Genomic DNA, 18468 nt, shown 5'->3' with positions numbered 1-18468 from the left:
ATTTATTGATGTAGTTATCACCAGTAGATACATTTTTGACTGATATTACTTACAAGGATGGTTTTATGCGGTCGCTCTCTGTTCAGTGGAAAATTACCCTCATGGCAGGGTTTGCCTTACTGGCAACAGCAGCAGTACTTACAAGTTTATCTTTTTATTTTTCGGGACAAAGCCAGCAGTTAGTCAGCCAGCAGTCTTTCAGTTCACTCAGAAGCCAGTCGCAGGCACTGGTGAAAGCTCAGGCGGAACGACAGGCTATTTCTATTCAGCAGTTTTTTGACGAAGCGTCTTACCGGGCGGAGATGCTGGCTCAGAGTGTTCTGTTTCTGAAATATAACGCAGAAGAAAATTACACTAACAGCTCAGAGTTACGAGGCTCTGTGACCGAATTATTAAGACGTTCCGTGAATGGCTTTTCGAACATCCACGGGGCCTTTGTTGTTTTTGAACCGGATGCGCTGGACGGCGAAGACGGCAATTATGTCGACGCTGCCTATGTCGGGGCAAATTCAACCGGTCGTTTTGCGCCGTATTGGTACCGCGGTGAGAGTGGTGAGGCGGAACAGCGAATTATCAGTGAAGAAGAAATTACGAATAACGGCACGAATCACTGGTACACCTGCAGTCTGAAAGGGGCTCAATCCTGCATACAGGATCCGAAGTTTTCAACGGATAACGGCGAGCAGGTATTGCTGAGCTCTATCACGATTCCGCTGATCGTCAACGGTAAAGCCCTTGGTGTAATGGGGATTGATATCAAGCTGGATTCGCTCCAGCAAGTCATTAATGTTGTCGACGGGAATCTGTTTCATGGCAGTGGGCAGGTTTCCCTGATCAGCCAGAACGGAACAGTGGTTGCCTGGGATCAGGCTGAGAGCCGCGTGGGCAGTCTGCTTCAGAGCAGTGATGGCTTGCCGGATGCGATTCCGGCGTGGTTAAAGGCTGGTCAGCAGCGTGTCGGCTGGAGTCAGGACCAAACGTCTCTGACGGCTTACAATCCGGTGGAACTTGGTCAGACGACCTGGGGCGTTGTGATTCAATTGCCGGCGGAAAATGTTCTGGCAGAAGCCACAGCTCTGGATCAGACTATTCAGAAGCAACGAGATGAATCTTCTGTGGTTCAGTTGCTGGTGAGTTTCGTGATTGCCGCGGCAGGTTTACTGATGCTGTGGTTTGCGGCCGCGAAACTGGTTGCTCCGATTCGTCAGGTTGCAGATCGTCTGAAAGACATTGCGTCGGGTGAAGGGGATTTAACTCAGCGTTTGCAGGTTGATCAGCAGGATGAACTGGGTGAGTTGGCAACCTGGTTCAACCGTTTTCTGGATAAACTTCAGCACACGATTTCGCAGGTGATTATCGCAGTTGATCAGGTTGGCACAACTGCCAATGAAGCGGCACAGGTAGCGAGCCATACCCGGGACGGCAGTCAGGCCCAGTTTAAAGAAGTGGATATGGTTGCGACAGCTTCAGAAGAAATGGCGCAGACTGCACAACAGGTGGTCAGTCATACAGAAACTGCGGTTGTTGCTGCGCGTGATGCCGATGCGGCAGCGGTTGAAGGGCAGGGGGTGATTTATGCCTCTGCCGATTCAATGAATCACCTTGTTGCACGGATGGAAACGGCTGTGCCAGTTGCGCGTGAGCTTGAAAGTAGCAGCGAAGATATTGATGAAATCCTTCAGGTGATCGCCGGGATTTCGGAGCAGACAAACTTGCTGGCACTGAATGCTGCCATTGAAGCTGCTCGTGCCGGTGAGCAAGGCCGTGGTTTTGCTGTGGTGGCCGATGAAGTGCGCCAGCTTGCCAGCCGGACACAGGATTCTGTCGGGCAGATCCGCAACGTGATCGAAGTATTGCAGCAAGGAACCCGTGAAGTGGTGAAAGCCATTGAAGAGGGCAATCAGCTGGCGGGTGACACGGCGCAGCAGGTCAGAGAAGCGGTCAGCAGTCTGGAGCGGATCACGGAATCGGTCCGTGCAATTCAGTCGATGAATGAGCAAATCATGCATGCTGCCGACGAGCAGCGGGCGGTCGCGGGTGAAGTGAACAGGAATGTGTCGAACATCCGTGAACTCAGCGAGACGATTCTCGGCCAGGCCGAGCATTCGGCAACCATTGGTCAGCGCCTGACAACCTTGTCCCATAAACAGCAAGAGCTGGCCGGGCAGTTCAGAGTGTAACATTCTGTGCTGATGAACTGAAAAGCCCGCATTGCGGGCTTTTTTAATTTTTAGCGGGCTTATTCGGCCGGATGCCAGTAGCCCATATTGACGAACTTAGTCAGCAGGGGAAGCAGCGTCTGATGTTCAATCAGCGGACCCATGTCGGCGACGGAAAAACTATCCTGATTGCAGAGCCAGTCCGCGGCTGTTTCACAGCCCGATGGCAGGTGATAGCACTCGCCGTCAACGTACACTGTGCCGGGCTTGCCCTGATGGTAGAAAGCACGTAATCCGCCAATCTTGAACAGAGTCTCTCCCTGCAGCAGCAGATCCGCCAATTCGCTTGGTGTCCACAAAGGGTCTGCAGAGATGATATCCATCTCATGGCGGCTCAGGCTCAGGTATTCGCCCAGCCATTGTTGCATGGCTTCAGGATCATCCATCAAGCTTCGCATCATACTGATCAGATCTTCCGCTTCGGCAACTGGGACTTCACCATAGTTTTCGCGAGCAGGCAGATCCGGGTTGTGGTAGTGCTCATCGCCCACCTCATTTTCAATCACAAAGTCTGCAAAGCTGCTCAGAAGTTCCTGTTTTTTCGGTGAGCGGAACCCCATGGAATAACTCATCGCATTTTCCAGCGCATAGCCATCATGCGGGAAACCTGCCGGGATATACAGGATGTCACCGGCTTCCAGAACTTCATCAATGATGGGATCAAAGCCAGTAATCTGGCGAAGACTCGGATGACGGAAGCACTCTTCATAATTGTCTTTTTTCGGACCGACGCGCCAGCGCCGCTTGCCGCTGCCCTGAATGATGAAGACATCGTACTGATCAAAGTGCGGTCCGACACCGCCGCCGGGAGTGGAATAGCTGATCATCAGATCATCAAACAGCCAGCCCGGCATCTGACGGAATGGTTTCACCAGACGGGCAGCCCCGGTATGCCAGTGATTGGCGGCCTGCACCATGAAAGACCAGTGATCTTCCGGAAGATTTTCGAATGTCAGCGGGCCTTGTTCAACTTGCCACTGTTCACCCTGACGAGCGACATAGCGTGAGTCGACCTCAGCTTCCATGGCCAGTCCTGCCAGCTCATCCGGGCTGATAGGGTCAACGAAATCGGTCAAACCACCCTTGATGACAGTTGGCTGTTTTTGCCAGTAAGTTGACAAGAACTCACTGAATGAAAAGCTAAATTGATACATAGTCTTCAATGTCTAAAAAATTTTGCGGGATTATAGCAGCAAATGAGAGTCTTTCGTCTGAAAGCAAAAAAGGCCAGCGGTGCGCTGGCCTTGAGTGTCTGTATCAAAACGGTTTGATTACAGCTCGTCTGTCAGTTTGACTGCGTCACCAATATAATTGGCAGGTGTCATTGCTTTCAGGCGCTCTTTCTCGTGCTCCGGCAGTTCCAGACCATCGATAAACTGACGCATACCTTCGCCGTCAACACGTTTACCGCGGGTCAGCTCTTTCAGCTTCTCGTATGGCTTTTCAATGCCATAGCGGCGCATGACAGTCTGTACCGGCTCAGCCAGAACTTCCCAGTTCTGATCCAGCTCAGCTTCCAGCGCCGCCTGATTGACCTGAAGTTTGCTGATGCCTTTCATGGTCGAACCGTATGCAATCAGTGCGTAGCCACAGCCAACGCCCAGGTTGCGCAGAACAGTTGAATCCGTCAGGTCACGCTGCCAGCGAGAAATTGGCAGTTTCTGGGCCAGATGACCAAAGATGGCATTGGCCAGACCCAGATTACCTTCCGAGTTCTCGAAATCAATCGGGTTCACTTTGTGCGGCATGGTTGAAGAACCGATCTCACCGGCAATGGTCTTCTGCTTGAAGTGGCCCAGTGCGATATAACCCCACACATCACGGTCGAAGTCGATCAGAATCGTGTTAAAACGGGCAAAGGCGTCAAACAGTTCCGCAATGTAATCATGCGGCTCGATCTGTGTGGTGTACGGGTTCCAGGTCAGACCCAGAGAAGTGACGAATTCTTCGCTGTACTGGTGCCAGTCGATGTTCGGATAAGCAGACAGGTGTGCGTTGTAGTTACCTACGGCACCGTTGATTTTACCCAGCAGTTCGACCTGTTCAATCTGGCGGAACTGGCGCTCCATACGGTACGCCACGTTTGCCATTTCTTTACCCATGGTACTCGGGGAAGCTGGCTGGCCATGTGTGCGGGACAGCAGCGGCACTTCGCGGTATTCAGCTGCCAGTGCTTTGATGGCATCAATCAGACCGCGTACTTCAGGCAGCATCACTTGTTCACGCGCTTCTTTCAGCATCAGGGCGTGAGACAGATTATTGATGTCTTCTGATGTGCAGGCAAAGTGAATGAATTCGTTAACTGCATGCAGCTCTGGCAGTTCAGCCACTTTTTCCTTCAGGAAATATTCCACGGCTTTCACGTCGTGGTTGGTGGTGCGCTCAATGGTTTTGATACGCTGCGCATCTTCTTCACTGAACTCAGCGGCAATGCGATCCAGGAAGGCATTGGCTTCAGCGCTGAACGCTGGAACTTCCGCGATAGCGTCAGTTGCTGCCAGTTTTTGCAGCCAGCGAATTTCTACGATGGTGCGATATTTCAGCAGACCGAATTCACTGAAGATACTGCGCAGGGCGCTGGTCTTGCTACCATAGCGGCCGTCTACCGGGGAAACAGCAGTCAATGCTGACAGTTCCATGTTGTCTTTCTCCTGATTAAGGGGTTATAGCTGATTTACAGAGCATCCGTCTCAGATGCTCAATGAAATAGGTTTAGCTTCTGGCTTGAATAATCCGGGCCTGTTCCAGCATTTGTTTACGGCCAAACAGCAGGTGACGGCGTTTGCCACCAACCTGACGCCAGAGCACGGCACTGCGGACCGCTGCCAGCAGCAGCGCCCGGACTTTGTGCTGAACGTGTTGTTGCTGAAGCTGGGCCGGAGTGCCTGTGACCTGAATTCTTGGACCGAGCGGACTGATAATGTCGAGATAAACACTGGCTAAATTACTGATCATCTGGTCATCCAGCAGGTCAAAATGTGTCAGCTGGCGTTTGACCATATCAATGCGATCGCCCAGCTGAGCCATGCTGTCCCGGCGGCTGGCCAGTTTCCGCTCCAGTGCCATGACACTGACCAGATAGCGGGTAATTTCGCTGCCGGCCGGTGTGTTATCGATTTCGTGGATCATGGTGCTGAGCCCGAGTTGCAGATCGGATTCATCCCCGTAAATTTCAATGACATTTTTCGGGTCGGTCGCCGTCAGGCTGCGAAGGCAGGTCGCGAGTGCATCATTGTCACAGGTACCGGTCCGGGCAATGGTCTGAACCAGTTTGACAGCCTGGCAGATTCCAGCGAAAGCGACCGTCCTGTCATAAATTGAATATGCCATGTCCGTCCTCAGATCCTTTCTTCAATGATACCGCCGCCCAGGCACACTTCACCCTGATAGAAGACGGCAGACTGGCCTGGTGTGACCGCGATTTGCGGCTCATCAAAAATGACCTTAATACTGTTATCGTCAACCGGAATGATGGTGCACGGGATATCCTGCTGGCGGTAGCGGGTTTTCACGGTACACTGCAGTGGTTCACGGACAGGTTCGCGGTCGACCCAATGAAGCTGAGCGGCGATCAGTCCGTTCGACTGCAGGCGAGGGTGGTCTTTGCCCTGGCCGACAATCAGCTGATTTTTTTCAATATCTTTATCAACGACATACCAAGGGTCATCCGAGCTGTCTTTCATACCACCGATCAGCAGACCTTTGCGCTGACCCAGTGTGTGGTACATCAGGCCCTGGTGCTGACCAATGACTTTGCCTTCATCTGCGGTGACGATATCGCCCGGTTGTGCAGGCAGATACTTACTCAGAAACTCGGTGAACTTGCGCTCACCGATAAAGCAGATACCGGTTGAATCTTTTTTCTTGGCGGTGATCAGATCTTGCTCTTCTGCGATACGGCGCACTTCAGGTTTTTCCAGTTCGCCGACCGGGAACAGGCTGCGGGCAATCTGGTCATGGCTCAGAGTATACAGGAAGTAGCTCTGGTCTTTGTTGTTATCCAGACCACGCAGCATCTGTGGTTTTTCACCCGGCTGAGTCGGGAAGCTGCGCCGGGTATAATGACCCATGGCGATATAATCAGCATCCAGCACTTCGTCGGCAAACTCCAGAAACGCCTTGAACTTGATTTCTTTATTACACAGGATGTCCGGGTTCGGAGTACGTCCTGCTTTGTATTCGGCCAGGAAATACTCGAAAACGTTATCCCAGTACTCAGCCGCAAAGTTGATCGTATGAAGATGAATGCCCAGCTTGTCGCATACGGCCTGCGCGTCCGCAAGATCTTCTGCGGCAGAGCAGTACTCGTCGTTATCGTCCTCTTCCCAGTTTTTCATGAACAGGCCTTCTACCTGATAACCCTGTTGAAGGAGCAGGTAAGCAGAAACCGAGGAATCGACGCCGCCGGACATGCCGACAATAACTTTTTTCTGGCTGTTATCTGACATTTTTCTCTTCAATCTTGAATAAGTGATAAGAGCGTGATTCTAACAGAAAGTGGTCTGCTGAAACAGATCGGGAGCGCCTTCACACTTTATTCATACTTCTGCTGCAAACGAGCTGCTGAACATACAGCAGAACGTGCATGTTTTACCGCTGCGCAATCGTTTGCTATTTGCCGGCAATGATAGTTGAAGTGGTGATGAAAGTGTAGTGCTTTCGTTCAATTAACCGAGTCGGCGTTGCATACCTGCCGGGGAAGTCAGAGCGTGACTTCCCGCCATTCTCCCGGAGCGAGGCCGTCGACTGTCCAGTCGGCCATCTGATAACGGATCAGCCTGAGTGTCGGATGGCCAATATGGGCGGTCATCCGGCGGACCTGCCGGTTTCTGCCTTCAATCAGCGTGATACTCAGCCAGGTTGTCGGTATGTTCTTTCGTTCACGGATTGGTGGTGTCCTTTCCCAGACTTCAGGCGCAGGCATCACTTCGACCGTTGCCGGCAAAGTCATCCCGTCTTTCAGTTCAACACCATGGCGTAATTGCTCCAGTGTGTCATCGGCTGGTATTCCCTCAACCTGGACCCAGTATGTTTTGGGTTTCTTGGAGCCGGGTTGGGTCAGGCGGGCCTGCAAAATGCCGTCATTTGTCAGGACCAGCAGTCCTTCACTGTCTTTATCCAGTCGTCCCGCCGGATACACGTCTTTAACAGAAATGTAATCTGCGAGTGTGATATCACCGGGTTCGCCACTGAACTGGGTCAGAACGTTAAATGGCTTATTGAAAAGGATAATCTTCCGAGGGCCCTGAGGTCGGCGAGGCTTGTTCGCCATGCGCGATGGACGCCGGTTTGTGCTTCTATGTCCATGGTTCGGCGAACTTTTTTGAGAGGGTTTGCTGGATAGCTGACGAGGTTTCATTGTTTTCATGCTGATAAGATTTCAGGGGGATAAGCGTTTTGTGAGCGGATGATTATATCCTAAAAATCCGCCCATGGCGTGTTGGCAAATTTTCAAGTATGATGCCCCGGCATCTTACAAAAAGATAACAAACGGACGCTAGGAGAATTTAATGGATAGTAAAGTAGTTGTACCAGCTGAAGGTCAGAAGATTACCCTCGATGCTCATGGTAAGCTGGTCGTTCCTAACAACCCAATCATCCCTTTCATCGAAGGCGACGGTATTGGTGTTGATGTAAGCCCTGCAATGCTGAAAGTTGTTGATGCAGCGGTTGAGAAAGCTTACGGCGGCGACCGTAAAATTTCTTGGATGGAAATCTACACCGGTGAGAAATCAACTCAGGTTTACGGTGAAGACGCCTGGCTGCCTCAAGAAACCCTCGATTTTATTCGTGACTACAAAGTTGCGATTAAAGGCCCGCTGACCACGCCTGTAGGCGGCGGTATCCGCTCTCTGAACGTTGCTCTGCGTCAGGAACTGGATCTGTATATCTGTGCTCGTCCGGTTCGTTACTTTGACGGCGTGCCAAGCCCGCTGAAACAGCCTGAACTGACTGATATGGTTATCTACCGTGAAAACTCGGAAGATATCTACGCGGGTATTGAGTACAAAGCCGGTACTGAAGAAGCGGACAAAGTCATCAAGTTCCTGCGTGAAGAAATGGGCGCAACCAAAATCCGTTTCCCACAACAATGTGGTATCGGTATCAAGCCTGTTTCTGAAGAAGGTACCAAGCGTCTGGTTCGTGCTGCGCTGCAATACACTATCGACAACGATCGTGATTCACTGACTCTGGTGCACAAAGGTAACATCATGAAGTTCACCGAAGGTGCCTTCAAAGACTGGGGTTACGAAGTTGCGAAAGAGTTTGGTGCTGAGCTGCTGGACGGTGGCCCATGGATGACGCTGAAGAATCCAAACACCGGTAAAGAAATCACCATCAAAGACAGCATCGCAGATGCCTTCCTGCAGCAAATCCTGCTGCGTCCGGCTGAGTACGATGTGATTGCAACACTGAACCTGAACGGCGACTACATCTCTGATGCACTGGCTGCACAGGTGGGTGGTATCGGTATTGCACCGGGTGCCAACATCGGTGATGGCGTTGCACTGTTCGAAGCGACTCACGGTACAGCACCGAAGTATGCAGGTCAGGACAAAGTAAACCCAGGTTCTCTGATCCTGTCTGCTGAGATGATGCTGCGTCATATGGGCTGGACTGAAGCTGCTGACCTGATCATCAAGTCAATGGAAGCGGCTATTCGCAACAAAACTGTGACTTACGATTTCGAGCGTCTGATGGACGGTGCGACACTGCGTAAGTGTTCAGAGTTTGCGAACGATATGATCGAGCAAATGTAATTAAACTGAAAGTTCGATTTCAGAAGGGCTCAGCTTAAGGCTGGGCCTTTTTATTTTGTTGGGAAAACGTGCTCACAAATGGCATCAAAGTCTGGTGAAGGGATTGTGTTGTTTTATACAGATCAGCCATAATTACTTCAGCCGTCATCCGGATAACTGCTGTAAAAGAATATGAATCAGTGAAGTTGTTTTTTCTTTGTTAATTTTCTGTGATTTATGGCTGTATTCATCTTTTATTCACTTATCGGTCAGTAAGAATATTGCTGAGCCTGGAAAAAGGAATAAAAAATAAAAATGAATTTGTCAGTAATAAGGTTGGCGGGGAGTGGGAACTAAAAGGTGAGCATGTGCCCACCTAATCAAGTGATGTAAACGTGTCAGCAAATGTTATTTACTGGCGCTTTCAGCATCGATGGGGACAATTTCACTGGCGTGGTAGCCTTTCGGGCCAGTCTGAACGGTGTAGTTAACTTGTTGACCTGCCTTGAGTGTGCGATATCCTTCCATCTGGATAGTTGAATAGTGTGCAAAGATATCGCCTTCGCCGTTTTCAGGGCAAATGAAACCGAAACCTTTTGCGTTGTTGAACCACTTAACTGTACCTGTTGCCATGCTTTACATCCCTCTTTGCATTCAATTTCCATTTAGCATTTATATAACAATACAGTTTTATCATGAGTTGAATATAAATGCTATTTTGATGCAGATAGTATCTACTACAAGGTACACTTTAGTAAAAAGACCTAGACAGTCAAGCACGACTTGTAACATTTGGATGAAATCTTTTTTGTCCGTCGCAATCTAGCAACCGATTGAACATATGACTAAGATGAGATTATGAGTAAGTTAAGTGAATGGATTAACCCTGAGTCAGACGTACTGAACGAGGAGGACACTCAGGTTAAGCCGCCATCGATGTACAAAGTGATTTTGAATAATGATGATTACACACCGATGGATTTTGTGATAGAAGTGTTACAGAAGTTCTTCTCCATGGACTTGGAGAGAGCAACACAGTTGATGCTGACTGTGCATTATGAGGGGAAGGCAGTATGCGGCATTTTTACTGCCGAAGTCGCTGAAACCAAAGTGGCTCAAGTCATGATGTATGCAAGAGAGCATGAACATCCGCTACTGTGTACGATGGAAAAAGCCTGACTTTTTCCGGCACGCCAATTCGAGTGGTATTTAGGGGAGGTGCCTTATGCTAAACAAAGAACTTGAAACCAGTCTCAATGGGGCTTTTGCACGAGCAAGGGAAAAGCGCCATGAGTTCATGACAGTTGAGCATCTGCTGCTGGCGCTTTTGGAGAATCCTGCTGCTCAGGAAGCCTTATTAGCCTGCCGGGCTAATCTGGACACCCTTCGTAAAGAACTGGATGCATTCATCGAGCAAACAACACCATTGATCCCAGCGGATGATGAGAGCCGGGAAACCCAACCGACGCTGAGCTTCCAGCGTGTCTTACAACGGGCCGTTTTTCATGTTCAGTCTTCTGGTCGCAGCGAAGTGACCGGCGCAAACGTACTGGTTGCTATTTTCAGTGAGCAGGAATCTCATGCGGCTTATCTGCTGAAGAAAAGCGATATCAGCCGACTGGATGTGGTGAATTTCATTTCTCACGGTACGGTCAAAGACAGCGACAATGATGATTTAAACCAATCGGATGTCAGTTCAGACGACCCTCGTGCAGAAAACGGGGAAGACCGTCTGGAAAACTTCGCAACGAACCTGAACCAGCTGGCTCGTGCGGGAGCGATTGACCCGTTGATTGGCCGCGAACATGAACTGGAACGTACTGTTCAGGTGCTGTGCCGCCGCCGTAAAAACAACCCGCTTCTGGTGGGTGAGGCTGGTGTTGGTAAAACGGCAATCGCGGAAGGTCTGGCATGGCGGATTGTGGAAGGCCAGGTTCCCGACATTATTAAAGAGTGTGTGATTTATTCTCTGGATATTGGTTCTCTGCTGGCGGGCACCAAGTATCGTGGCGACTTCGAAAAACGCTTCAAAGCGATTCTGAAACAGCTGGAAAAAGAAGAGAAAGCGGTTCTCTTCATTGACGAAATCCACACCATTATTGGTGCAGGTGCTGCTTCCGGTGGTCAGGTCGACGCCGCCAATCTGATTAAGCCATTGCTGAGCAGCGGTAAAATCCGCTGTATGGGTTCAACCACTTATCAGGAATACAGCAATATTTTCGAGAAAGAGCGGGCACTGGCTCGTCGCTTCCAGAAAATTGATATTGTTGAGCCGTCTCTGGATGACACGACGAAGATCCTGATGGGACTGAAACCCAAATATGAAGCACACCATGAAGTGCGCTATACCAACAAAGCCATTCGTGCAGCGGTAGAGCTGTCGGCAAAATATATCAATGAGCGTCATTTACCGGATAAGGCAATTGATGTGATTGATGAGGCGGGCGCACGTTGCCGTCTGGCCCCTGCCAGTAAGCGTAAGAAAACTATCAATGTCAGCGACATTGAAGCCATGATTGCCCGGATTGCCCGTATTCCTGAGAAATCGGTGTCATCCAGTGACAAAGAAGTGCTGCAAAAACTCGACGGCAAGCTGAAAATGCTGGTGTTTGGTCAGGATCCTGCCATCGATGCACTGACAGAGGTCATCAAGCTGAGTCGTGCTGGTCTGGGGGCTGATAACAAGCCTGTCGGTTCTTTCCTGTTTGCCGGCCCGACCGGGGTAGGTAAAACGGAAGTGACCGTTCAGCTGGCGAAGATTCTTGGCATTGAGCTGCTGCGTTTCGATATGTCCGAGTATATGGAACGCCATACGGTCAGCCGCCTGATTGGTGCGCCTCCGGGCTATGTCGGGTTTGATCAGGGCGGTTTGCTGACGGATGCTGTCATCAAGCATCCGCATTCAGTGGTGCTGCTGGATGAAATTGAAAAAGCCCATCCGGATGTGTTTAACCTGTTGTTGCAAGTGATGGATAACGGGACGCTGACGGATAACAATGGCCGCAAAGCGGATTTCCGAAATGTCATTCTGGTGATGACCACCAATGCGGGTGTGCAGGAAACGGTGCGTAAATCGATTGGTCTGGTTCAGCAAGATCACAGCCATGACGCGATGTCAGAAATTAAGCGTGTGTTTGCACCGGAGTTCCGCAACCGTCTGGATAACATCATCTGGTTTAACCATCTTGAAAAAGAAGTCATTAATCAGGTCGTCGATAAGTTCATTGTTGAGTTGCAGGCACAACTGGATGCAAGAGGCGTATCCATGGAAGTGTCTAACGAAGCACGTGAATGGCTGGCGAACAAAGGTTATGACAAGTCGATGGGGGCTCGTCCGATGGCCCGTGTTATTCAGGAAAACCTGAAAAAACCAATGGCGAACGAATTGCTCTTTGGCAGTCTGGTCAATGGTGGGTCTGTACGGGTTGGTCTGCGGGATGACGGTACGCTGGACTTCCACTTCAGCAGTGAAATGGAACCGGCTCACTAGTGTTCCACTGAAAGACATATTCGCTGAATAAAGAAACGGGACCTTCAGGTCCCGTTTTTATTCATCCTGTTTCAACAGGGAATGAGAGTTCTGCGTTGTTTGCAGCAGAAAAGCCAGAATGACTGGTCTCTGGCTCAGTACTATTAGCGCGAACGGAAGACGATGCGGCCTTTAGACAGATCGTAAGGAGTCAGCTCTACTGTTACCTTGTCGCCCGTCAGAATACGGATGTAGTTTTTACGCATTTTGCCGGAGATGTGTGCAGTCACAACGTGACCGTTTTCCAGCTCAACGCGGAACATAGTATTAGGTAGTGTATCTAGTACAGTACCTTGCATTTCAATTACGTCTTCTTTTGCCATTGAATCCTCTTAGGCTACCGTGCCATGCTTCTGATTGGGCCGGATAATGCCTTGAAACTGTTTAAGTGTAAAGTTAGGCCCGCAATTTTACCCTCGCAGCTTCTCTTTGTCAGCTTTTGTTGCAAACTTCATTTCTTTTCGCAGAGAAGCGATCGAGATATACCGGCCGAATGCTTTACTGCCATTGCCCCTTGACCAGCTTCTGGTAGGGCTTGAACCGGGTTTTATAGTTCATCGCAGGGCAGTCATCAATCTGATAACCTGGATACAACCAGCGCCGTTCCGTTTCCCGGCAGAAATCAATCTGTTTCAGAACGCATAAAGTGCCCAGAGAGAGCGGATGTTCGGGGTCAAAAAACGTATAGACTGCACTCAGGGCTTGATCAAGAAAATCTGTTACAGCAACCGCAACCAGTCGGCCCGCCTGATACAGGTGCAGAAAGCGTGTATCCATCCAGTTCGCCTGGCAAAACTCAAAAAACTGTTGTCTGTTTGCCGGATACATCGCCCCGTGGACGTGCCGTTTCCGGATATAGTTTTCATAGAGCGGAAACCAGTTGTCATCCAGTTTGGATTTGAACTCAGCGTGAAAGCTATCCAGTTGTTTGAGCTGACGTTTCTGGCTTTTACTCGGGCTAAAGTTCTGACAATCAACCCGTAATGGCGTGCAGGCCTGACAGTGTTCACACATCGGCTTATAGATAGCCTGTCCGCTGCGGCGGAAACCGCAGCCGAGTAATGCGCCGTAACCGGACGTCGTCAGCCAGCGGTGGTCAACGACGACACCCAACTGTTCTTGCTGTTCAGGCAGGTAACTGCAATTGATGACGGGCGTAAAACCTAAGCGAATACTGGGAAGGCTCATGATGTTCCTACAACGTAATAACCTGAGGTGAGTAACAGTCTGCTGTAAGTATGGCGCATCTCAGTTGGGCCAGGCTTTGCAAAAATGCGTCACGATCGATTTCTCGTGCGCCCAGAGAGTTCAGGTGCGGGTTCATGATCTGACAATCAATGAGTTTGCCGCCGTGGGCACTGAAGTGGCGGCAAAAATGCCAAAGCGCAATTTTTGAGGCATTATCAGCCAGAGAAAACATCGATTCACCGCAAAAAACTGCACCGACGCTGATTCCGTACAAACCGCCAATCAGCTGGCCTTGCAACCAGACTTCTACGGAGTGGCAGTGGCCCAGTTGATGGAGATTTTTGTAAGCCTGAATCATGGCTGGCGTGATCCAGGTGGCATCCGGACCACGACTGTATGCACACTGCTCAATCACCTGATGACAGGCATGGTTCAGTGTCACCTGATAGCCTGATTTGCGAAAAAATTTTTTCAGGCTTTTGCTGGGCTGGAAAACATCGGGCAGAATGACTGCACGGGGAGAAGGGCTCCACCATAACAGGGGCTCCCCTTCGGCATACCAGGGAAAAATCCCCTGCTGATAGGCATGGATGAGCCGCTGGGAACTGAGGTCGCCGCCAAAGGCCAGCAGACCATTCGGATCTTCCAGTGCGGTATTGGGATGGGGAAACTCTAAATCAACCTGATCAAGCTCAGGCAAGTATATAGCCATATAAATACAATCTAGTTGGAGAAAATCCGTATGAAAAAGTGGTTACTGTTCGTGTTGCTGTTTCCACTGGTGTTGCAAGCTGCACCTTATCACCGCAATCAGGCCCGGCCAGTGAATCAGGTCGTGTTCGGCCAGTTGGAAACTGTACGTTATATTACCCAGCAGGAAGTGGTCAACTCCAGTCATAACGGCTGGGAAACACTTTTGGGGGCTGTGGTCGGGGGCTTGATCGGGAATCAGTTTGGTGGCGGTCACGGGCGTGAAGTTGCAACCGCCATTGGCGCGATGGCTGGCGCTGGGGTTGCGTACCGCCAGCAGGACATCGGACAGGCAATCCGGCACTATAAACTGGTCGAGCTGCTGATCAAAACAGAAGAAGGGAAGCTGGTGGATGTGATCCAGGATGTGGATCCGGATATGCTTTTCCAGTCAGGCGATAATGTCCGTATCCTGTATTTTGATGATGGCGTTCGGGTTGATCGTACCTATCCGTAATCTCTGCCCGTCTCACAACGAAAAAGGCTCTGAAATCATCAGAGCCTTTTGATATGCAGGTCAGATACGTTGCCAGAGTTCGCTGTACCGGCCTTGCTGGGCCATCAGTGAGGCGTGATTGCCTCGTTCTATGATGGCTCCCTCATCCATCAGACAAACCTGATCCATCTGTTCCAGCCCGACCAGGCGGTGGGTGATAAAGACCACGGTTTTCTCCGCCATATGTTCAAACAGCAGTGACAGGATTTGTTGTTCCGTGCGGCGATCCAGTCCCTCTGTCGGTTCATCCAGCAGCATGACCGGAGCATCGTGCAGCAGGGCACGGGCAATCCCCAGCCGACGGCGTTCACCGCCGGAAATCTGGCGGCCACCGTCGCCCAGCCAGGTATCCAGCCCATTGCCTTCCAGCAGTTTTTGCAGTCCGACCTGAGTCAGGGTTTGTGCAAGTTCTTCATCATTGGCCTCAGGTTTGGCCAGCAGCAGGTTCTCACGAACCGTGCCGTTAAAGATATCCACCCGCTGGCTGACCACACTGATCGCGTTGCGCAGCGATGCTTCCTGCCATTGAGCCAAAGGCACATTATCCAGCAGAATCTGTCCTTGCTGAGGGTCCCAGTTCCGGGTCAGTAACTGCAGCAGCGTGGATTTACCACAGCCGGTACGGCCCAGCAGCGCCAGTTTTTCACCGGCTGTCATGGTGAAGGAAACCTGATTGAGGACGCTTTTTTCACTGCCGTGATAAGTGAAGTGAATGCTCTCGACCCGGATATCACCTTTCACATTGGCCTGGTGGCCGTTGGGATCAAACGGGGTGTCCGGTTCAGCATGGATGATTTCGTTCAGACGTCTGGCCGATGTCAGGGTTTGTCCCAGATACTGGAATGCGCCGGCGACAGGCATCATCAGTTCAAAGCTGGCCATCGTGGCGAAGGCGGCAAGGGCAATCATTGGATCTGGCGTTGTCCCGCCGACACCATCGGCAGCCAGCCAGAGCATCAGGACCAGGGTCCAGCCAGTCGCCAGCATCAGCATCGCGCTTGCCATGCCGGTCAGGCCGGCCATGCGGCGTTGCGCCAGCAGCAGGGACTTCTGTTCATTGAGTGTCTGTTCACGGTAATCCGGTTCTGCATTGAACAGAAGCAGCTCGGCCTGACCCTGAATCCAGTCAAGCAGACGGATTCGGAATCCGGCTTTCGCCAGCGTCAGGGTTTCGCCGTGTTTTTGCCCTAATTTGTAGAAAATTACCGGCAGGGTGAACATCAGCGTCAGTAAGATACAGCCAAGGACAAGACCCAGCGTCGGATCAAACCAGGCCAGAAATCCGCTGATTGCCAGCAGTGCTATCACCCCAATTACTAACGGACTGATCAGGCGAAGATACACATGATCCATCGCATCGACATCAGCGACCAGGCGGTTCAGCAAATCTGCATCCCGCAGATTGGTTTGACGGCCCGGGATCAGCGGGGTCAGTTTGCGGAAGAAGAAGATTCGTAAATCCGCCAGCAACTTGAACGTTGCATTGTGGCTGATGACGCGCTCTCCCCAGCGACCTGCGGTTCGTGCAATGGAGAAACCACGCACGCCAGCCGCCGGGAGCATGTAATTGAACGTTTCGCGGGCGATGCTCAAACCGGCGACCGCAGATGCGGCCAGAAACCAGCCGGATAAGGTCAGCAGGCTCATGGCGGCAAGTAAGGTCGCCAGGCCCAGCAGCATTCCCAGTGTCAGACCGAACCAGTGCCGGCGGTACAGTTTCAGGTAAGGGATTAAATCACGCATCGAGATCCCTCTTATCAGTGTGCGATAACATGTCGGCTAACAAACCTTCCCGGCTGATCTGGCTGAAATGGCCTTGCTGGACGATCTGGCCATTTTCCAGTACCAGGACTTTATCCATTTCGGTGAGCTGGTCCAGACGGTGACTGATCATCAGCGCTGTCTGTCCCTGAGTCGCCTGATTCAGACTCTGCTGAACCAGTTGTTCACTGTTGGCATCCAGACTGGCTGTGGGCTCGTCAAGCAGCCAGAAGCTGCCGTTTTGCAGCAATGCACGCGCGACAGCCAGACGCTGCGCTTGTCCGACGGATAAGCCGGCAGAGCGGTCACCCACCGGGTGATCATATCCACGTTCAAGGCGCTGGATAAATTCGCTGGCAAAGGCTCTTTCGGCGACTTGCTGAATATGCTCGTCCGTGGCCTGCGGGTTCCCTAAAACAATGTTGTCGCGGACACTGCCATGGATCAGCAGCGGATTCTGTCCGACCCAACTGATGGCCTGACGCCATTGAACCGGATCGATTTCTCGCAGCTCTGTACCGTTCACCCGGATGCTGCCTTCATAAGGCAGGAAGCCGAGCAGGGCGTTCAGCAGGCTGGTTTTTCCGGCACCACTCGGTCCGACGAGCGCGACCTGCTGGTGCGCTTCAATGTCAAAACTCAGCGGCCCTGCCAGTATCTGGCCTTGCGGACTCAGTACTTTGACATCGTTCAGGCGGATACTGATGGTTTCAGGCGCTTCGAGCGGCTGCTCGCCCTGGCTCATGTTATCCGCTTTTGTATTCAGGAAAGTCACGATAGATTCTGCAGCGCCAATGGCCTGTGCTTTGGCATGATAATAGGTGCCGAGATCACGCAACGGCTGGTAGAACTCCGGCGCCAGCAGCAGGATAAAGAAGCCGGTAAACAGGGTGATTGGCAGGCCGTAGTGGCCGAAATCTAACTCACCGATGAATGAGAAGCCGAAGTACACGGCGACCAGAGCAATCGAAATTGCCGTAAAAAACTCCAGAACCGCAGAAGAAAGGAATGCAAGACGCAATACTTCCATCGTACGTTTGCGCAGCGTATCTGCGGCGTCATGCAGGTTTTCTGCTTCTGCTTCAGCACGGTTAAACAGGCGCAGTGTCGCCAGTCCCTGCAGGCGGTCATAAAAGTGCCCGGACAGACGCTGCATCGCTGTAAAGTTACGTCGGCTGGCATCTGCGGCACCAATACCAACCAAGGCCATAAAAAAGGGAACCAGTGGTGCGGTGACCAGGAAAATCAGTCCGGCGGCCCAGTTGAACGGGAACACGGCGACTAAAATCACCAGCGGGATCAGAACGGACAGCGCCATTTGCGGGAGATAACGGGCAAAGAAATCCTGCATTTCTTCAACCTGCTCCAGGATCAGACTTGCCCAGGAGCCAGCCGGACGTCCTTTAATGAACGCCGGACCCAACTGATGCAGCCGGTTGATAATCAGTTCCCGGATATGCAGGCGGATTTGTTCGCCACAGCGGTAACCTGCGACTTCCCGTCCCCAGCTGCAGGCAGCACGCAGGGCAACAACAGCAATTAATCCCGCAAAATGAGGAAGCAACTGATGTTTGTCGGTCTGTTCGATAATGAGTTGCTGCAGGATAGTGGCGAGTAGGCCTGCCTGGGCAATAAGGAGAAGACCCGACAGAAATCCCAGGCCCACACTCAGCATCAGCCAGGGTTTGGCCAGCTTGCTTTGCGATTTTAACCACTTGGTCAACTCGCGCTGTAATTGTTTATCCATGTTGAAATAGCGCTGTATGGTTGGTTGAATTCTGGTTT

Annotated in this window: 16 protein-coding genes; 5 read left to right on the top strand and 11 right to left on the bottom strand. The window is 51.3% G+C overall.

Going from position 1 to position 18468, the window contains the following annotated elements:
• The first annotated feature begins 65 nt into the window (after positions 1 to 65).
• Positions 66 to 2180 carry a methyl-accepting chemotaxis protein gene (locus tag L4174_RS11505; RefSeq protein WP_248141006.1) on the top strand — a complete coding sequence of 705 codons (2115 nt, stop codon included), beginning with the start codon at positions 66 to 68 and terminating at the stop codon, positions 2178 to 2180.
• A gap of 59 nt (positions 2181 to 2239) precedes the next feature.
• On the opposite strand, the gene L4174_RS11500 is transcribed toward L4174_RS11505, so the two are convergent.
• The 5 genes from L4174_RS11500 to L4174_RS11480 all read right to left on the bottom strand — a co-directional run bounded on the left by L4174_RS11500 (position 2240) and on the right by L4174_RS11480 (position 7491).
• On the bottom strand, positions 2240 to 3373 hold the full coding sequence (locus L4174_RS11500; protein WP_248141004.1) for a cupin domain-containing protein: 1134 nt from the start codon (positions 3371 to 3373) through the stop codon (positions 2240 to 2242).
• A gap of 117 nt (positions 3374 to 3490) precedes the next feature.
• Entirely contained in the window at positions 3491 to 4858 is a 1368-nt protein-coding gene (gene purB, locus L4174_RS11495; protein WP_248141003.1) for an adenylosuccinate lyase, read from the bottom strand.
• Positions 4859 to 4931: 73 nt separating this feature from the next.
• Positions 4932 to 5549, bottom strand: coding sequence for a high frequency lysogenization protein HflD (gene hflD, locus L4174_RS11490; RefSeq protein ID WP_248141002.1), 618 nt, complete (start codon positions 5547 to 5549; stop codon positions 4932 to 4934).
• A gap of 8 nt (positions 5550 to 5557) precedes the next feature.
• Positions 5558 to 6667, bottom strand: a complete 1110-nt coding sequence (mnmA, locus tag L4174_RS11485) for a tRNA 2-thiouridine(34) synthase MnmA (RefSeq protein WP_248141001.1) — start codon at positions 6665 to 6667, stop codon at positions 5558 to 5560.
• Positions 6668 to 6921: 254 nt separating this feature from the next.
• On the bottom strand, positions 6922 to 7491 hold the full coding sequence (locus L4174_RS11480; RefSeq protein WP_371929340.1) for a pseudouridine synthase: 570 nt from the start codon (positions 7489 to 7491) through the stop codon (positions 6922 to 6924).
• Between the two features lie 238 nt (positions 7492 to 7729).
• Between L4174_RS11480 and icd the strand changes: the two genes are divergently transcribed.
• The gene (gene icd / locus L4174_RS11475; RefSeq protein ID WP_248140999.1) at positions 7730 to 8980 is read left to right on the top strand and encodes an NADP-dependent isocitrate dehydrogenase; all 1251 of its coding nucleotides are present in this window, start codon (positions 7730 to 7732) and stop codon (positions 8978 to 8980) included.
• Positions 8981 to 9367: 387 nt separating this feature from the next.
• Here icd and cspD read toward each other — a convergent pair whose 3' ends face one another.
• Complete coding sequence (cspD, locus tag L4174_RS11470; RefSeq protein WP_248140998.1) at positions 9368 to 9592, bottom strand: cold shock domain-containing protein CspD; 225 nt, start codon at positions 9590 to 9592, stop codon at positions 9368 to 9370.
• Positions 9593 to 9817: 225 nt separating this feature from the next.
• On the opposite strand from cspD, the gene clpS reads away from it, so the two are divergent.
• Together clpS and clpA are read left to right on the top strand one after the other, a co-directional pair.
• Complete coding sequence (gene clpS / locus L4174_RS11465) at positions 9818 to 10138, top strand: ATP-dependent Clp protease adapter ClpS (RefSeq protein WP_248140997.1); 321 nt, start codon at positions 9818 to 9820, stop codon at positions 10136 to 10138.
• 46 nt (positions 10139 to 10184) lie between these two features.
• The gene (gene clpA, locus L4174_RS11460) at positions 10185 to 12449 is read left to right on the top strand and encodes an ATP-dependent Clp protease ATP-binding subunit ClpA (RefSeq protein WP_248140995.1); all 2265 of its coding nucleotides are present in this window, start codon (positions 10185 to 10187) and stop codon (positions 12447 to 12449) included.
• A 143-nt stretch (positions 12450 to 12592) separates the two neighbouring features.
• Here the strand turns inward: clpA and infA are convergent, their stop codons facing one another.
• The 3 genes from infA to aat form a co-directional block, all read right to left on the bottom strand.
• A complete protein-coding gene (gene infA, locus L4174_RS11455; protein ID WP_027252769.1) occupies positions 12593 to 12811 on the bottom strand; it encodes a translation initiation factor IF-1 in 219 nt (72 codons plus the stop codon).
• A gap of 175 nt (positions 12812 to 12986) precedes the next feature.
• Positions 12987 to 13676, bottom strand: a complete 690-nt coding sequence (locus L4174_RS11450; RefSeq protein WP_248140994.1) for an arginyltransferase — start codon at positions 13674 to 13676, stop codon at positions 12987 to 12989.
• A gap of 7 nt (positions 13677 to 13683) precedes the next feature.
• Positions 13684 to 14388, bottom strand: a complete 705-nt coding sequence (gene aat, locus L4174_RS11445) for a leucyl/phenylalanyl-tRNA--protein transferase (protein ID WP_248140993.1) — start codon at positions 14386 to 14388, stop codon at positions 13684 to 13686.
• Positions 14389 to 14418: 30 nt separating this feature from the next.
• Between aat and L4174_RS11440 the strand changes: the two genes are divergently transcribed.
• Positions 14419 to 14883: a glycine zipper 2TM domain-containing protein gene (locus tag L4174_RS11440; RefSeq protein WP_248140990.1), complete on the top strand. Its 465-nt coding sequence runs from the start codon at positions 14419 to 14421 to the stop codon at positions 14881 to 14883.
• A 60-nt stretch (positions 14884 to 14943) separates the two neighbouring features.
• On the opposite strand, the gene cydC is transcribed toward L4174_RS11440, so the two are convergent.
• Both cydC and cydD read right to left on the bottom strand, forming a co-directional pair.
• The gene (cydC, locus tag L4174_RS11435; RefSeq protein ID WP_248140988.1) at positions 14944 to 16665 is read right to left on the bottom strand and encodes a cysteine/glutathione ABC transporter ATP-binding protein/permease CydC; all 1722 of its coding nucleotides are present in this window, start codon (positions 16663 to 16665) and stop codon (positions 14944 to 14946) included.
• Positions 16658 to 18430, bottom strand: coding sequence for a cysteine/glutathione ABC transporter permease/ATP-binding protein CydD (gene cydD, locus L4174_RS11430; protein WP_248140986.1), 1773 nt, complete (start codon positions 18428 to 18430; stop codon positions 16658 to 16660). The genes cydC and cydD overlap by 8 nt, the downstream gene beginning before the upstream one ends.
• Positions 18431 to 18468: the final 38 nt, after the last annotated feature.

It is taken from the genome of Photobacterium sp. CCB-ST2H9 (genome assembly GCF_023151555.2).
Taxonomy (GTDB): Bacteria; Pseudomonadota; Gammaproteobacteria; order Enterobacterales; family Vibrionaceae; genus Photobacterium.
This window is presented reverse-complemented; position numbering and strand designations above follow the sequence as displayed.

Coding starts and splice junctions, on each gene's coding strand:
- L4174_RS11505 (WP_248141006.1), top strand. CDS start 66: ATGCGGTCGCTCTCTGTTCAGTGGAAAATTACCCTCATGGCAGGGTTT.
- L4174_RS11500 (WP_248141004.1), bottom strand. CDS start 3,373: ATGTATCAATTTAGCTTTTCATTCAGTGAGTTCTTGTCAACTTACTGG.
- purB (WP_248141003.1), bottom strand. CDS start 4,858: ATGGAACTGTCAGCATTGACTGCTGTTTCCCCGGTAGACGGCCGCTAT.
- hflD (WP_248141002.1), bottom strand. CDS start 5,549: ATGGCATATTCAATTTATGACAGGACGGTCGCTTTCGCTGGAATCTGC.
- mnmA (WP_248141001.1), bottom strand. CDS start 6,667: ATGTCAGATAACAGCCAGAAAAAAGTTATTGTCGGCATGTCCGGCGGC.
- L4174_RS11480 (WP_371929340.1), bottom strand. CDS start 7,491: ATGGCGAACAAGCCTCGCCGACCTCAGGGCCCTCGGAAGATTATCCTT.
- icd (WP_248140999.1), top strand. CDS start 7,730: ATGGATAGTAAAGTAGTTGTACCAGCTGAAGGTCAGAAGATTACCCTC.
- cspD (WP_248140998.1), bottom strand. CDS start 9,592: ATGGCAACAGGTACAGTTAAGTGGTTCAACAACGCAAAAGGTTTCGGT.
- clpS (WP_248140997.1), top strand. CDS start 9,818: ATGAGTAAGTTAAGTGAATGGATTAACCCTGAGTCAGACGTACTGAAC.
- clpA (WP_248140995.1), top strand. CDS start 10,185: ATGCTAAACAAAGAACTTGAAACCAGTCTCAATGGGGCTTTTGCACGA.
- infA (WP_027252769.1), bottom strand. CDS start 12,811: ATGGCAAAAGAAGACGTAATTGAAATGCAAGGTACTGTACTAGATACA.
- L4174_RS11450 (WP_248140994.1), bottom strand. CDS start 13,676: ATGAGCCTTCCCAGTATTCGCTTAGGTTTTACGCCCGTCATCAATTGC.
- aat (WP_248140993.1), bottom strand. CDS start 14,388: ATGGCTATATACTTGCCTGAGCTTGATCAGGTTGATTTAGAGTTTCCC.
- L4174_RS11440 (WP_248140990.1), top strand. CDS start 14,419: ATGAAAAAGTGGTTACTGTTCGTGTTGCTGTTTCCACTGGTGTTGCAA.
- cydC (WP_248140988.1), bottom strand. CDS start 16,665: ATGCGTGATTTAATCCCTTACCTGAAACTGTACCGCCGGCACTGGTTC.
- cydD (WP_248140986.1), bottom strand. CDS start 18,430: ATGGATAAACAATTACAGCGCGAGTTGACCAAGTGGTTAAAATCGCAA.